This window comes from Streptomyces sp. NPDC085937 (genome assembly GCF_044540535.1).
Taxonomy (GTDB): Bacteria; Actinomycetota; Actinomycetes; order Streptomycetales; family Streptomycetaceae; genus Streptomyces.
Map to the genome: position 1 here is coordinate 220,849 of NZ_JBITSH010000010.1, position 12,379 is coordinate 233,227.

At 72.2% G+C, this 12,379-nt stretch carries 11 protein-coding genes; 9 read left to right on the plus strand and 2 right to left on the minus strand.

Going from position 1 to position 12,379, the window contains the following annotated elements:
* Positions 1-9 precede the first annotated feature (9 nt).
* Genes ACIF8S_RS22140 through ACIF8S_RS22160 form a run of 5 tightly spaced genes read left to right on the plus strand, consistent with a single transcriptional unit; the run spans position 10 to position 5,216 of the window.
* Positions 10-1,587 (plus strand): ABC transporter substrate-binding protein, encoded by a 1,578-nt coding sequence (locus ACIF8S_RS22140; protein ID WP_400001101.1) that lies wholly within the window; start codon positions 10-12, stop codon positions 1,585-1,587.
* Positions 1,584-2,576, plus strand: coding sequence for an ABC transporter permease (locus ACIF8S_RS22145; RefSeq protein WP_400001103.1), 993 nt, complete (start codon positions 1,584-1,586; stop codon positions 2,574-2,576). Before ACIF8S_RS22140 ends, ACIF8S_RS22145 begins: the two co-directional genes overlap by 4 nt.
* Positions 2,573-3,493, plus strand: coding sequence for an ABC transporter permease (locus ACIF8S_RS22150; protein ID WP_400001104.1), 921 nt, complete (start codon positions 2,573-2,575; stop codon positions 3,491-3,493). Before ACIF8S_RS22145 ends, ACIF8S_RS22150 begins: the two co-directional genes overlap by 4 nt.
* Complete coding sequence (locus ACIF8S_RS22155) at positions 3,490-4,335, plus strand: ATP-binding cassette domain-containing protein (RefSeq protein WP_400001106.1); 846 nt, start codon at positions 3,490-3,492, stop codon at positions 4,333-4,335. The genes ACIF8S_RS22150 and ACIF8S_RS22155 overlap by 4 nt, the downstream gene beginning before the upstream one ends.
* Positions 4,332-5,216: an ATP-binding cassette domain-containing protein gene (locus ACIF8S_RS22160; protein ID WP_400001108.1), complete on the plus strand. Its 885-nt coding sequence runs from the start codon at positions 4,332-4,334 to the stop codon at positions 5,214-5,216. The genes ACIF8S_RS22155 and ACIF8S_RS22160 overlap by 4 nt, the downstream gene beginning before the upstream one ends.
* A gap of 29 nt (positions 5,217-5,245) precedes the next feature.
* Here ACIF8S_RS22160 and ACIF8S_RS22165 read toward each other — a convergent pair whose 3' ends face one another.
* On the minus strand, positions 5,246-6,184 hold the full coding sequence (locus ACIF8S_RS22165; RefSeq protein ID WP_167534705.1) for an ROK family protein: 939 nt from the start codon (positions 6,182-6,184) through the stop codon (positions 5,246-5,248).
* 62 nt (positions 6,185-6,246) lie between these two features.
* Here ACIF8S_RS22165 and ACIF8S_RS22170 point away from each other — a divergent pair, with 62 nt between their 5' ends.
* The 4 genes from ACIF8S_RS22170 to ACIF8S_RS22185 all read left to right on the plus strand — a co-directional run bounded on the left by ACIF8S_RS22170 (position 6,247) and on the right by ACIF8S_RS22185 (position 11,646).
* Positions 6,247-7,038 carry a creatininase family protein gene (locus ACIF8S_RS22170; protein WP_400001110.1) on the plus strand — a complete coding sequence of 264 codons (792 nt, stop codon included), beginning with the start codon at positions 6,247-6,249 and terminating at the stop codon, positions 7,036-7,038.
* Positions 7,039-7,061: 23 nt separating this feature from the next.
* Positions 7,062-8,189, plus strand: a complete 1,128-nt coding sequence (locus tag ACIF8S_RS22175; RefSeq protein WP_400001111.1) for a mandelate racemase/muconate lactonizing enzyme family protein — start codon at positions 7,062-7,064, stop codon at positions 8,187-8,189.
* Positions 8,186-8,593 (plus strand): RidA family protein, encoded by a 408-nt coding sequence (locus tag ACIF8S_RS22180; RefSeq protein WP_400001113.1) that lies wholly within the window; start codon positions 8,186-8,188, stop codon positions 8,591-8,593. Before ACIF8S_RS22175 ends, ACIF8S_RS22180 begins: the two co-directional genes overlap by 4 nt.
* A 128-nt stretch (positions 8,594-8,721) precedes the next feature.
* A complete protein-coding gene (locus ACIF8S_RS22185) occupies positions 8,722-11,646 on the plus strand; it encodes an FAD-binding and (Fe-S)-binding domain-containing protein (protein ID WP_400001115.1) in 2,925 nt (974 codons plus the stop codon).
* Positions 11,647-11,689: 43 nt separating this feature from the next.
* Here ACIF8S_RS22185 and ACIF8S_RS22190 read toward each other — a convergent pair whose 3' ends face one another.
* Complete coding sequence (locus ACIF8S_RS22190) at positions 11,690-12,307, minus strand: lytic transglycosylase domain-containing protein (protein WP_400001116.1); 618 nt, start codon at positions 12,305-12,307, stop codon at positions 11,690-11,692.
* Positions 12,308-12,379 lie beyond the last annotated feature (72 nt).

A 12,379-nucleotide genomic window follows, 5' to 3' on the forward strand; every position in this document is an offset into this window, starting at 1 on the left:
TGTTGTTCAATGGAACGAATTCTTCAGGGGCGCACGATGGACCGCAGCCGTCCCAGCCGACGCCACGTCCTGCGGACCGGTGGTCTGCTGCTCGGGGCCCTCAGCGCCCCGGCGCTCCTGAGCGCGTGCGGCACGACGGCCGCCGCGGACCGGGCCGGCAACGTCCTGCGGGTCTCCCAGCCGGGCGATCCGAAGACGCTGGACCCGCACAAGCAGGGCGACATGGTGTCGATGAACGTCCTGATCAACATGTTCGACACCCTCACCACCCGCGGCCCCGACAACCGGCTGCACCCGAGGCTCGCCCTCTCCTGGAAGGCCACCGACGCCCGGACCTGGCGTTTCGTCCTCCGCCCCGGGGTGGCCTTCCACAACGGTGAGGTGTGCGACGCGCGGGCCGTGGCGTTCAGCATCGAGCGCCTGCTCGACCCCGCGACCAAGTCACCGATCGTCGAACTGCGCTTCGTCGAGGGCGTCACCGTCGTCGACCGGCTCACCGTCGACATCCACACCACCGTGCACGACCCCATCCTGCCCGCCAAACTCTCGCTGTTCGGCGGCGTCGTGGTGCCGCCCCGGCACCTCGCCGAGGTGGGCGACGCGGCCTTCGCCGACCACCCCGTCGGCACCGGTCCCTTCACCTTCACGAGCTGGCAGCGCGACCACGAACTGCGGATGGGCGCCCACGCCGGCCACTGGAACGGCCGCCCGGCCGTCGACGGCCTCGTCTTCAGCCCGGCACCCAACGCCTCGTCCTCCCTGGCCGCGCTGCAGAGCGGCGGCGTCGACCTCGTGGCCGGACTCACCCCGGACGCCGCCCAGCAGCTCGACGGCTACGGAGGCATCACCATCGACGGACACACGGGCATCCGCACCGCCTACCTGTCCCTGAACACCCTCGAACGCGGCCCCCTCCAGGACCGCCGGGTACGCCAGGCACTCAACCACGCGATCGACGTCCCGCTGCTCATCAAGGCCGTGCTCGGCGGCAAGGCCACGGAGACGCCCGCACTCGTCCCCCGCGGATCCTTCGGCTTCGACCCCACCGTCAAGCCCTTCACACGCTCGGTCGACACCGCACGCAGGCTCCTCGCCGACGCCGGCCACCCCCACGGCTTCTCCACCACGCTCACCGCCTCCAACGTGGACGCCAACGTCGCCGAGGCCCTGTCCGGACTGCTCGCCAGGGCCGGAGTGGACGCCCGCGTCAACCTGCTCGACCCCGGTACCTACTCCGCGCGGCTCACCTCCGACAACCGGGGAGCGCTCGGCCCCGTCTACCTCGCGGCCAGCACCGTGTGGACGATGGACGGCGCGTCCATCGTCCAGTCCAACGTGCGCAGCGACCGGCGGCAGAGCCGCTGGCACTCGGCGGAGGCCGACCGCCTCATCGACGCCGAGGAACTCTCCGAGGACCCGGAGCGGCGCAAGGCGGCCTTCTCGGACCTCCAACGGCTCATGCGCAGGGAAGCACCCTTCGTCTTCCTCTACCAGATCGACAACATCTTCGCCCGCAACGACCGGCCCCGCTGGACCCCGGGAGCCGCCGGCGTCCTCGCCATGGAGAGCGCGGAGGTGACCCGGTGAGCACCCTCACCCTCGACACACCACCCACACCGGCGGCCACCACCGCGCGCCGCCCGGACCGGACGGGACTGCTGCGGGCGGTGCTCAAACGCCTGGTCACCGCCCTGTTCGTGCTGCTGTGCACGGCGACCGTCGCGTTCTTCCTCGTCCGCCTGTCCGGCGACCCCGTGAAGATCCTGCTGCCGCCCGACGCCACGGCCGAACAGGAGCAGGTGCTGCGCCACTCCCTGGGCCTGGACCAGTCCCTGCTCACCCAGTACCTCGACTACCTCTGGAACCTGCTGCACCTCGACTTCGGTGACTCCCTCGTGTACGGGCAGCCGGTGAGCGAGATACTCGCCGACCGGCTGCCGGCCACCGTCGAACTGGCCGCCGCCGCCCTTGCGTTGACCCTCGTCATCGCCGTCCCGGCGGGCATCCTCGCCGCGATGCGCCGCGGCCGGGGAACCGACCACACCGTGATGACCGGCGTCCTGCTCGGCCAGTCCACCCCGCCGTTCTGGGTGGGCATCCTGCTCATCCTGGTCTTCGCCGTCTGGCTGCGCGCCCTGCCCGCCTCCGGATACGGCACGTTCGCCCACCTGATCCTGCCCGCCGTCACCCTCGCCGTGTACTCCGTCGCCGTCGTGGCCCGCCTCCTGCGCTCCTCACTGATCGACGTCCTGTCCTCCGACCACATCCGCAGCGCCCGCGCCAAGGGATTCGGGCCGCTGCAGGTGGTGCTCCGGCACGGAGTGCGCAACGCCTCACTGCCGGTGGTGACCGTCGTCGGCCTGGAGGTCGGCAACCTGCTCGGCGGTGCCATCCTCACCGAACGGGTCTTCTCCTGGCCCGGAGTGGGCCAGCTGACCGTCGAGGCGATCTCCAACCGCGACTTCCCGCTCGTCCAGGCCACCGTCCTGTTCTTCGCCGCCACCTTCGTCGTGGTGAACCTGCTCGTCGACCTCTCCTACAGCTTCCTCGACCCGAGGGTGAGGACGTCACGATGACCGTCATGACCCCCGCCGCGCCCGACCGGGCCACGGCGAAGACTCCGTCCGGCCGGTCCGGCTCCCGGGCCGTCGCACTGCGGGCACTGCTGCGCGACAAACGGGCCGTCGCGGCCCTCGCCGTACTGCTCCTGTTGATCCTCGCCGCCCTGTTCGCGCCGCTGATCGCCCCCTACGACCCCAGCACGCAGAACCTCCTCCTGCGACTGCGGCCCCCCGCCTGGCAGGACGGCGGCAGCAGCGCTCACCTCCTGGGCACCGACCAGCTCGGCCGCGACATGCTCTCGCGCGTCGTCCACGGCGCCCGTGTCTCCCTGCTCGTCGGCGCCGGGGCGGCCTTGCTCGCCGGCGTCGTGGGCACGGCCGTGGGCCTCGCCTCCGGCTACTTCGGCGGCTGGGCGGACCGCACCCTCATGCGGCTCGCCGACGTCCAACTCGCCTTTCCCTCCCTCCTGCTGGCGCTCGCCGTCGTAGGCTTCCTCGGCTCGGGACTGTGGATGGTGATCCTGGTCCTCGGCTTCACCGGCTGGGTCTCCTACGCCCGCGTCGTGCGCTCCGAGGTGATGTCGTTGCGCACCCGCGACTTCGTCACCGAGGCCCGCGCGATCGGCGTCACCGACGTCACCATCATGCGCCGCCACCTGCTGCCCAACGTCATGGCACCGCTGGCCACCATCGGCACCCTGCACGTCGCCGCCGCCATCGTCGCCGAGGCCTCCCTCAGCTACCTCGGCCTGGGCGTCCCCAAGGAGACTGTCACCTGGGGCGGCATGCTCGCCGACGGCCAGCTCTACCTCGGCACCTCCTGGTGGGTCGCCGTCTTCCCCGGCATCGCACTGATGCTGACCTCCCTCGCCATCAACATCACCGGCGACGCCCTGCGGGACGTCGCGGACCCGAAGGCCTACCGCCGATGACCAACGACCGCACCCCGACCGACCCGTCCCGGCGTCCGGCCAAGGACGAGCCGCTGCTGGAGATCGACGGACTCAGCGTCGACTTCCGGCTGGAGACGTCCGTCGTCCACGCCGTCCAGGACGTCTCCCTGCACGTCCGCGCCGGCGAAACCCTCGCCGTCGTGGGCGAGTCCGGCAGCGGCAAGAGCGCCACCGCCCTGTCCGTCCTGCGTCTCAACCCGAGCCCGCCGTGCGTCTACCCGAGCGGCCAGATCCGCTTCGACGGACGGGACCTGCTGAAACTCTCCGAGAAGGAACTCGGCACGGTCCGCGGCCGCGACATCGCCATGGTCTTCCAGGACCCGATGACCTGCCTCGACCCGCTCCAGCGCGTCGGCGCCCAGGTGGCCGAGGTCCTCAGGCACCACACCGGCATCTCCCGCTCCGAGGCCAAGGGGGCCGCACTGGCGGCACTCGACGAGGTCGGCATCCCCGACCCGGCCCTGCGCTACCGCCAGTACCCGCACGAACTCTCCGGCGGCCTGCGCCAGCGCGTGATGATCGCGACGGCGCTGGTGGCCCGCCCCCGCGTCCTCATCGCCGACGAGCCCACCACCGCGCTGGACGTCACCGTGCAGCGCCAGATCCTCGACCTCCTCGTCACCCTCCAGCACAAGCACGACATGGCCGTCGTACTGATCACCCACGATCTCGCGGTCGTCGCCGAGACCGCCGATCGCGTCGTGGTCATGAACCAGGGCAAGGTCGTCGAGACCGGCGACGTCCTCGACGTCTTCGACCGTCCGGCCGACCCCTACACCCGCGGACTTCTGGCGGCCACCCCACGACTGGAGGCGGCATGAGCACGGACACGGCCGACACCACCGCGCCCGCATCCCCGGCCGGGCGGCCACTCCTCGAACTGCGAGGCCTGCGTAAGGAGTTCGGCGGCAGGCGCACCAACGTCGCCGTCGACGACGTGTCACTCGACGTGCACGAGGGCGAGACCCTGGCCCTGGTCGGTGAGTCCGGCTGCGGCAAGACCACCCTCACCCGGCTGCTCCTCGGCCTCCTCGACCCCACCGCCGGGAGCGTGCGTTTCGGCGGGCAGGACCTCGCCACCCTCACCGCGGCCGAACTGCGCGGTACACGGCGGCAGATGCAGGTCGTCCTTCAGGACCCCTACTCCAGCATGAACCCGCGCATGCGCATCACCGACGTCGTCGCCGAACCTCTGGTCACCCACGACCCCGAGGCACGTGGCCGGCGCGCCCGCGCCCGGACCAGGCAGCGGGTCGGGGAGCTCCTCGAAGCCGTCGGCCTCGATGCCGGCATCCAGGACCGTTACCCGCACGAGTTCTCCGGTGGCCAGCGCCAGCGCATCTCGATCGCACGGGCCCTGGCACTCCACCCCCGGATGCTCGTCCTCGACGAGCCGACCAGCGCCCTGGACGTCTCCGTGCAGGCGACCGTCCTCGACCTCCTGGCGGACCTGCAACAGCGGCTGGGCCTCACCTACGTCTTCGTCTCGCACAACCTCGCCGTGGTGGCGCAGGTGGCCGACCGGGTCGCGGTGATGAGCCGCGGACGTCTGGTCGAGGTGGGCGAGACGGCGGCGGTACTGCGCACTCCGCGGCACCCCTACACCCGGCAGCTGCTCGACGCCGTACCGGTCCTCGACCCGCGCCTGGGCCGGCGTGCCGCGGCCCGCGCGTCCTCCCCGACGGGCGAAGCGGGCCGATGACCCGCCACCCGCCACCGGCACGACAGCCGCTAGAGGTGCGACAGCACCAGACCCGCCCCGCCCAGAAGGGCCACGTCGTCGACCGCGGCGGCACCGACCAGCACCCGGGGCAGCTCGGCCCCCGCGAAGGCGACCGCGTCCCGCAGCCGCTCCTCCACCACGGTACGGAAGCGCTCACCGCCCTCACGCGCCTCACCGTGCAGGATGAACAGGCCCGGCGCGAACAGCTGCTGCACGTTCACCAGCCCCAGCGCCAGGTTGTGCGCGTACTCCTCCACCACCTGCCCGGCGAGCGCGTCGTCCCGGCGCACCAGCGCGGCCAGCGACGTCTCCTCCCCGAGCCCCGCGGCACGCGCCCTGGCCCGCAGCCATCCGGTCGTGGCCAGGGTCTTCCAGCAGCCCCGGTTCCCGCACGTGCACCGCTCGCCGCTGGCCGACACGGTCATGTGCGCGCCGCTGCGCCCGCCGGGCGGAGCCAGCACGTCCCCGTCGTAGAGGACACCCACCCCGAGCACCTCGCCGGTCGACACCGAGGCGAACGTGCGCCGCCCGCGGCCCGCGCCGAACCAGCGGTCGCCGAGCACCTGCAGCCGCGCCCGGTGCTCCACCCGCACCCCGGTCCCGGTGAGGGCGGCGAGCCGTTCCGTAACCGGGTAGCCGTGCAGCGCCGGCACGTCGTTGACCTCCAGGATCAATCCGGCGAGGGGGTCCACGAGCCCTGCGGCGGCGACGCCGATCCCCTGGACCTCGTGGCCGGCGAAGACACCGGCCACCTGGGCCAGCGCCCTGTCGATGTCCGCGGGCGTCGCGCCGGCCGCGTCGTAGCGCGACTCGGTGCGGTCGAGCACCTGTCCCGCCGTGGACAGCACGGCCGCCCCGATCCGGCCGGGCACCAGTTCGACGGCACCCAGGCGCCGCGGCGCCGGGGGAGTGGGGGGCCGCTGCGCGGCCTCGGGGACCAGCCGCAACGGAGAACGTTCGTGGACCATGCGCCGACTGTGCCATGGCCGTGTTTCGGAGAGGTAGCACTGTGAGCCAATCGAAACTGAGTGACCTCACCTGGCAGGAGGTGCGCCGGGCCGGCGAGAACGGCCTGGCCCTGTTGCCCGTCGGCTCGCAGGAGCAGCACGCCGGGCACCTGCCCATGGGGACCGACACCCTCCTGGTCGAGGCGGTCGTGGACCGGGCGCTGGAACTCCTCGACCAGGAGGCCTCCGCGTCCTCCGCACCCTCGGCATCCCCCGTTCCGGACGTCGTGCGGCTGCCCGCGCTGCCGTTCGGACACAGCCCGCACCACCTGTTCGCTGCGGCCGTCTCGCTCTCCGCGTCGACCCTGGGCGCCGTGTTCGACGACATCCTCGACTCGCTCGTGACCAGCGGCCACCACCGGATCATGGTGGTCAACGGGCACGGCGGCAACGACGAGATCATGCGGCTCGCCGTGAAGCGGTTCGCGCTGCGCGCCCAGGTCACGGTCGCGGCCTGCTCGTACTGGACCGTCACCGCCGGGGCCGACGAGGCCGAACGGCCGGACGTCACCCCGGGGCACGCCGGATGGTTCGAGACGTCCCTCATGCTCGCGGCCCACCCCGCCCTGGTGCGCACTCCCGTGCCCGCCCGTACCCCCGTCGAACCGCCCCCGCTGTTCGACAATCCGCCGCACCCCGGCCTGACCGTCGAGCGGCACGGCGAATGGCAACGCGTCGCCGGCTCCACCGACGACGCCTCCGGCGCCGACGCCGACCGCGGCGACCGGCTGCTGCACGAACGGGCGCTGGGACTGGCCCGGGCGATCCGCGCCTTCGACGCGGCGAGCCGATGACCCAGATGATGCGAGGAGAAGCAATGAAGATCACCGACGTCGACGTGTGGGTCGTCAACCTCCCACTCGTCAATCCCTTCACGAGTTCCTTCGAGACCAAGACCGGCGAGACCCGCACCGTCGTCCGCGTGCGCACCGACGCGGGCGTCGAGGGCTGGGGCGAGACGATGTGGGGCGCGCCCGTCGCCGCCGTCGTCCGGCGGATGATCCCCGACCTGATCGGGACCAGCCCGTTCGCGCTGGAGGGCTTCCACCGCAAGCAGCACATGGTGCCCTTCTTCTACGGCTACCTCGGCTACGCGGCGATCGCCGCCGTCGACGTCGCCTGCTGGGACGCGATGGGCAGGGCCACCGGCCAGTCCGTCACCGACCTGCTGGGCGGCGCGGTACGCGACGAGGTGCCGATCACCGCGCTGATCACCCGCGCCGACGCGCCGGGCGCGGCACCCGCCGACCTGCCCAGGGCCATGGCGGAGCACGCGGCACGCGTCGTCGCCGAGGGCGGATTCGAGGCGGTCAAGCTCAAGGGCACCAAGGACTGCGCGGGCGACGTCGCCATCCTGCGCGCCGTCCGCGAGGCGCTTCCCGACGTGAACCTGCGCGTCGACCCGAACGCGGCCTGGTCCGTCCCCGACTCCGTCCGCGCCGGCATCGCCCTGGAGGAACTGGACCTCGAGTATCTGGAGGACCCCTGCGCCGGCATCGAGGGCATGGCACAGGTGAAGGCCAAGATACGCATCCCGCTGTGCACCAACATGTGCGTCGTCCGCTTCGAGGAGTTCGCCCCCGCCATGCGGCTGAACGCGGTCGACGTCATCCACGGCGACGTCTACAAGTGGGGCGGCATCGCCGCGACCAAGGCGCTCGCAGCGCACTGCGAGACCTTCGGCCTGGGCATGAACCTGCACAGCGGCGGCGAACTGGGCATCGCCACGGCCGCCCACCTGGCCGTCGTGTCGAGCACGCCCGTCCTCTCGCGGGCCATCGACAGCATGTACTACCTGCACGCCGACGACATCACCGAGCCCCTGCACCTGGAGAACGGCCGGCTGCGGGTGCCGTCGGGGCCGGGCCTGGGCGTGAGCGTCGACGAGGACAAGCTCCGGCACTACGCGGGCGTCAACGAGCGGGACGGTGACCTGACCGGATGAGCGAGCCGCTCGGTATGCGAGCCGTGGACACGCCCGCGGCTCCCCGTCCCGCGGGCGCCTACTCCCAGGGCGTGGCGGCCGGCGGTTTCCTGTTCACGGCCGGATTCGGCCCGCAGGACCCCGCCACCGGGGCCGTGCCGGAGGGCGTGGGCGCGCAGACCGCTCAGGTCCTGCGCAACATCGGCGCGGTCCTCGCCACCCACGGCCTGTCCCTGCGGGACGTCGTGAAGGTCACGGCGCACCTGCAGCACCTCAGGAGGGACTTCGCCGCGTACGACGCGGCCTACCGGGAGTTCTTCGAGGAACCCTGCCCGGTGCGCACCACGGTCGGGTCCGACCTGATGGACATCCTCGTGGAGATCGACGTGGTGGCCCGGATACCCGACCGGGAACCGCCCCGGTGAAGCCCCGGCCCGCCGGGTGACGCCCCGGCCCGCCGGTCCGGCGGGACCGGCGGGACCGGCGGGACCGGCCGGAATCCGCCGCCGTACGCTGAACAGCACCGACCGACATCGTGTGGGAGTCGAACGTCATGCCCTTGCTGGAACCCAAGCCGGAAACCCTCCGTCCCGGCACGGCCCGTGCCGCCGCCGCCGACCGGGTGCCCGACGACGGGGCCACGGGCACCCCCGAGGCGCTGCGCGCCGGACTGACCGCGCTCCTGGGGCCCGGCAAGGTCCTGTGGAAGATCTCCGACCTGGTGAAGTACGCCTCCGACGCCAGCCCCTACCGGTTCGTCCCGCAGGTCGTCGTCCTCCCGGAGAGCACCGACGACGTGTCGGCGGTGCTGGCGTACGCCCGTGACCACGACCGTCAGGTCGTCTTCCGCGCCGCCGGAACCAGTCTGAACGGACAGGCGCAGGGCGAGGACATCCTCGTCGACGTGCGCCGGCACTTCACCGGCATCGAGGTCCTGGACGACGGCGCCCGGGCCCGGATCCGGCCCGGCACCACGGTCATGCGGGCCAACGCGGCCCTCGCCCGGTACGGCAGGATCCTGGGGCCGGACCCGGCCAGTGCCATCGCGTGCACGGTCGGAGGCGTCGTCGCCAACAACGCCTCCGGCATGACCGCCGGCACCACCCGCAACTCCTACCGCACCCTCGCCTCCCTGACCTTCGTCCTTCCGAGCGGCACGGTCGTCGACACGGCCGACCCGCACGCGGACGAGACGCTGGCCCGCGCGGAACCCGAACTGTGCGAAGGACTGCTGGCACTCAAGGCGGAGATCGAGGCCGACGCCGACCTGACCGCCCGCATCCGCGCCAAGTACGAGATCAAGAACACCAACGGCTACCGGCTGGACGCCTTCCTCGACGGCGCCACGCCCGTCCAGATCCTGCGCGGGCTCATGGTCGGCTCCGAGGGCACCTTCGGCTTCATCTCCGACGTCGTCTTCGACACCCTGCCGCTGGACCGCAGGACCTCCAGCGGCCTGCTGTTCTTCCCGTCGCTGACCGCCGCCGCGGCGGCCGTACCCCTGTTCAACGAGGCCGGGGCCATCGCCGTCGAGCTGATGGACGGCAATACGCTGCGCGCCTCCGTGAGCGTGCGGGGTGTGCCGGCCGACTGGGCCGATCTGCCGCGGGAGACCGCGGCGCTGCTCGTCGAGTTCCGCGCGCCCGACGAGGCGGGCCAGGAAGCCTTCGAGCGGGCGGCGGCCCAGGTCGTCGAACGCCTCGACCTGGTCACGCCGGTCGCCTCGGTGACCAACGCGTTCACCCGTGACCCCAAGGTGATCAGCGGTTACTGGAAGGCTCGCAAGGCCTTCGTCACGGCCGTCGGCGGTTCCCGCCCGGCGGGCACCACCCTGATCACGGAGGACTTCGCGGTGCCGCCGTCCCGGCTGGCCGAAGCCTGCCAGGACCTGCTCGGACTCCAGGCGGAGCACGGCTTCGACGCCGCCGTCGCCGGCCACGCCGCCCACGGCAACCTGCACTTCCTGCTCGCCTTCGACGCGTCGAAGACCTCCGACGTCGACCGCTACGCCGCGTTCATGGACGACTTCTGCCGGATGACCGTGGAACGCTTCGACGGGTCGCTGAAGGCCGAGCACGCCACCGGACGCAACATCGCCCCCTTCCTGGAGCTGGAATGGGGGCCCAGGGCCACCGAGCTGATGTGGCGGATCAAGCAACTGATCGACCCCCGGGGCGTCCTGGCACCCCGGGTCGTTCTCGACCGTGACCCCAGGGCCCACCTGCGCGGACTGAAGACGATCCCCGGCATCGAGCCCGTCGCCGACCCGTGCATCGAGTGCGGCTTCTGCGAACCCACCTGCCCCAGCCACGACCTGACGACCACCCCGCGCCAACGCATCGTGCTGCGACGGGAGATGCTTCGCCAGCCGGACGGATCACCCGTGGAGGAAGAACTCCTCGCCTCCTACGGCTACGACGCGGTCGACACCTGCGCGGGCGACTCCACCTGCGCGATCGCCTGCCCGGTCGGCATCGACACCGGCGCCATGATGAAGGACTTCCGCCACCGCCGGCACTCACCGCGCGAGGAGCGGATCGCCGCACTCACCGCCCAGCACTTCAAGACCGTGGAGGCGTCGGCACGCCTCGCGGTCGGCGCGGCGGAGAAGATCAGCGACCGGCTGCTGGAGGCCGCGACCGGCCTCGCGCGCAAGGCCGTACGCCCCGACCTGATGCCCGAGTGGCTGCCCGAGATCCCGGGCGCCGCCGCCCGCACCACACCGCCCACCTCCCGCACGGGAGCGAGCGCCGTCTACTACCCGGCCTGCGTCAACCGCATCTTCGCCGGACCCGAGGACGACGGCACCCCCTCGCTCCAGCAGGCCGTGGTCGACGTGTCGGCCCGCGCCGGCCGGCCGGTGTGGATCCCCGACGACGTCGCCGGGACCTGCTGCTCGACCATCTGGCACTCCAAGGGCTACGAGGACGGCAACACGCTGATGGCCAACCGTGTCGTCGAGGCCGCCTGGGCCTGGACCGACGGCGGACGGCTCCCGCTGGTCGTCGACGCGTCCTCCTGCACGCTCGGCATCCAGCACGAGGTCGTCCCCTACCTCACCGACGCCAACCGGGAGCTGCACGGGCGCCTGATCGTGATCGACTCCGTCGTGTGGGCCGCCGAGGAACTCCTGCCGCGGCTCACCGTCCGCCGGACGACCGGCTCGGCGGTGCTGCACCCGACCTGCTCGATGCAGCACCTGGGCGACGTGGACCAGCTGCGCACGGTAGCGGACGCGATCGCCGACGAGGTCGTCGTCCCGGACGACGCCGGCTGCTGCGCCTTCGCCGGCGACCGGGGCATGCTGCACAAGGAGCTGACGGCGTCCGCGACGGCGAAGGAAGCCGCGGAAGTCACCTCGTGGGCCTACGACGCCCACCTGTCCGCCAACCGCATGTGCGAGATCGGCATGGACCGCGCGACGGGCCGGGCGTACTACTCGATCCTGATCGAACTGGACCGCGCCACCCGCCCCTGAACCGCCTCACACCGACGACCGGCACGGTGGCCTCCTCACGGAGTCACACTTCTGCGTCGCTGTGCGCCGTGACCGGGTGCACCGTGCCGCCGTCGGGCAGTGACGCGGCGGCCCGTTCCCGGTTGGCGCGGAAACGGCGCAGGTACGCGCGTGCCAGGGGCCCCGGCGGGACACCGCGGGCGAAGGCGCGCATGTTGCGTTCGCCGGTGTTGTAGCCGAGGGCCAGGAGTTCGTCGCGGGTGTAACGCCGTACGTGCCGCCGTGGCAGGCTCCGGTCGAGGTCCCGCAGGTGGAGGGCCGCCGCGCGGATGGCGAAGGCGGGGTCGTCGCGCAGGTCCTGCCACCGTCCCGGCAGGCCGTGCGACCGCCTGACCCGCTCGAACGTCGCCCGGTGCATGTTGGCCACGCCGAAGGACGCTCCGGGCTTCCACCACTGCCACAACCGCTCCAGCAAGGGGTGGTGAGGTTTGTACGCCTCGTTGTGCAGCACGGTCATCACGAGGACGGGGGACACACCGGCCTCCCGGGCGCCGCGCACCACGGCATCGGCGTAGTCGGCCGGCGTGTAGTCGTGCGGACGGAGGGGCGGCGTACGGACGTCGTCACGGTCCGCGGGCCGCCGGACCTCAGATTGCGCCGTCGGCACCCGTCGCAGGGCCATGGCTGTCACCCCTTCACCGTCGTCGGTCGTGGGACTGCGCGTGCCCCCGAGTCCCCTCCGCAATCCGGACGG

Excerpts from the sequence above, each read along its gene's own strand:
- ACIF8S_RS22140 (WP_400001101.1), top strand. The coding sequence starts at position 10 with ATGGAACGAATTCTTCAGGGGCGCACGATGGACCGCAGCCGTCCCAGC.
- ACIF8S_RS22150 (WP_400001104.1), top strand. The coding sequence starts at position 2,573 with ATGACCGTCATGACCCCCGCCGCGCCCGACCGGGCCACGGCGAAGACT.
- ACIF8S_RS22155 (WP_400001106.1), top strand. The coding sequence starts at position 3,490 with ATGACCAACGACCGCACCCCGACCGACCCGTCCCGGCGTCCGGCCAAG.
- ACIF8S_RS22160 (WP_400001108.1), top strand. The coding sequence starts at position 4,332 with ATGAGCACGGACACGGCCGACACCACCGCGCCCGCATCCCCGGCCGGG.
- ACIF8S_RS22175 (WP_400001111.1), top strand. The coding sequence starts at position 7,062 with ATGAAGATCACCGACGTCGACGTGTGGGTCGTCAACCTCCCACTCGTC.
- ACIF8S_RS22180 (WP_400001113.1), top strand. The coding sequence starts at position 8,186 with ATGAGCGAGCCGCTCGGTATGCGAGCCGTGGACACGCCCGCGGCTCCC.
- ACIF8S_RS22185 (WP_400001115.1), top strand. The coding sequence starts at position 8,722 with ATGCCCTTGCTGGAACCCAAGCCGGAAACCCTCCGTCCCGGCACGGCC.
- ACIF8S_RS22190 (WP_400001116.1), bottom strand. The coding sequence starts at position 12,307 with ATGGCCCTGCGACGGGTGCCGACGGCGCAATCTGAGGTCCGGCGGCCC.